The sequence below is a fragment of the Actinomycetospora sp. genome, from assembly GCF_055612215.1.
Map to the genome: position 1 here is coordinate 1 of NZ_JBVPVA010001168.1, position 1,816 is coordinate 1,816.

General features: G+C 75.9%; 2 pseudogenes. One reads left to right on the plus strand and one right to left on the minus strand.

Features of this window, described 5'->3' with window-relative positions:
* Nucleotides 1-575: 575 nt before the first annotated feature.
* Nucleotides 576-899: pseudogene (locus AC0CYZ_RS31415) on the plus strand (glycosyltransferase); the annotation flags it as partial.
* Between the two features lie 170 nt (nucleotides 900-1,069).
* Here AC0CYZ_RS31415 and AC0CYZ_RS31420 read toward each other — a convergent pair.
* Nucleotides 1,070-1,816, minus strand: a pseudogene (locus AC0CYZ_RS31420) (hypothetical protein); the annotation flags it as partial.

Consider the following 1,816-nt stretch of genomic DNA (forward strand, 5'->3'; position numbering starts at 1 on the left):
GCCAGCTCGTCCTGTTCACCTCGCAGCTCGGGGACGCCGACGCCGCCCTGCTCGCCGCTCCGGGCGTCCGGCCCTTCACCTGGGGCGGGCTGCTCCGCGCGATCCGGGATCCCGAGCTGCAGCTGATGGAGGTCGCCGAACCGCTCTGGCTCGGCGAATGGGTCCGGGCGCTGCGCTACGTGGTGCTGCTCCGGGTGGTCCGGGCGGCCCTGCCCCGACGGGGACGGGTGGCGGTCGCGACGTACGGCATCGAGAACCTCGACGCGCGGGAGCGCCTGACCTACCGGTCCCTGGACGCCCGCCCACTCCGGGGCGCGGTGGCCTCGCGGCTGCTCACCGCGGCCGTGGGCATGTCGCTGCTGCTGCTCGACGTCGTGGTCTACGGGACCTCGGGTGCCGCGGCGAACTACGAGCGGGCCTTCGGTCGGTTCCTGCGCCGCACGCGGACCGCGGTGCTGCCCCCGCGAGTCGACGCGTGCCGCCTGTGCGGCCCGGCGGTGTCGCGCGACGTGCCGCGTGAGCCGATGGTGCTGTTCCTCGGCGCTCCCGGCGAGCGCAAGGGCTTCGCCGTGCTCATGACGGCGTGGCAGCGCTGCGGCGGGCACGACCGGGGCTGGCGGCTCGTGGTGGCCGACCCCGACGGGGAGGCCGACCCGGACCTGCCCCCCGGGGTGTCGATCCGTCGGCGGCTGCCCCGGGACACGGTGCACGAGCTCCTGCGCACCGGTGCGGTGGTCGCGATGCCCTCGGTCCGCCTCCCGCGCTGGCGGGAGCAGATCGGGCTGCCGCTGGTCGAGGGTCTGGCGCACGGCTGCCGGGTGGTGACGACGACGGAGACCGGGCTCGCCGAGGACCTGCGGGGCCACCCGCTGGTCACCTTCACGACCCCGGGCGACCCCGCGAGCCTGGCCGGCGGCCTGCGTCGGGCGATGGACGCCGACGGCGCCGGCGACGAGTGGGGACGCCAGGGCTGGTCCAAGCGCGACGTCGTGGCGTGGTCGCTCGCGGCCGCGGCCCGCACGGACCAGATCCCGCCGGGACGGGTCCACCGGGTCGCGGACGGCCCCGGTCAGGTGCGGGCGGCCGCCCGGTGCAGGAACTCCAGGAACCGGCCACGCGGCGGCGCGACGTCGTCGTCGTCCGACGGCGCCGCGTCGGACTCAGGCTCGGGCTCGGCGGCGTTCGCGCGCCCGGCGCCCGGCTCACCGCCGTCGACCTCGCTGCCGTCCTCGGTGTGCGCGCCGCCCTGCGGGAGCACGACGGTCCCCCCGGCGTAGTCGTCGACCGGCACCCCCACGAGAGGCTCGTCGGACGAGGGTGGGGCGGGCGGTGCGGCGCGCGCCTCCGGGTCGGCGTCCGGGTCGCCCTCCCCGCCCCCGGCGTCGGCGCCGGAATCGTCGCCCATCGCCCGGTGACCGAACGGGTCCGCGTCCTCCGGCGGGCTGTCCCGGGTGATCTCGATCAGCTCGGTGCGGTCCTGGTCGCGGCCGATGCCGTAGCGCTCCCGGTCGGCCGAGGTCAACTGCTCCAGGATCGCGGTCTGCGCCTTCTCCGGCAGCGTGTGCAGGACCTGCATCACCCGGTCCTTGCGCCGCTGGACCGCCTTGCGCTCCCCCAGCCCCTCGGTCGGGTTGATCTGGGGATCGATGAAGGACTCCTCGGCGTCGACCGAGCCGCCCTGCTTCTTCAGCTCCTCCATCTCGGCCTCCATCTGGGCCGAGTCCTTCTCCTCGCTCATCCCGATCGGCCCGATCCGGCGGCCCTGCAGGAACTGCTGCACCACCGGCTCCTCCGAGGTCAGCAGCACCTCGCGCGG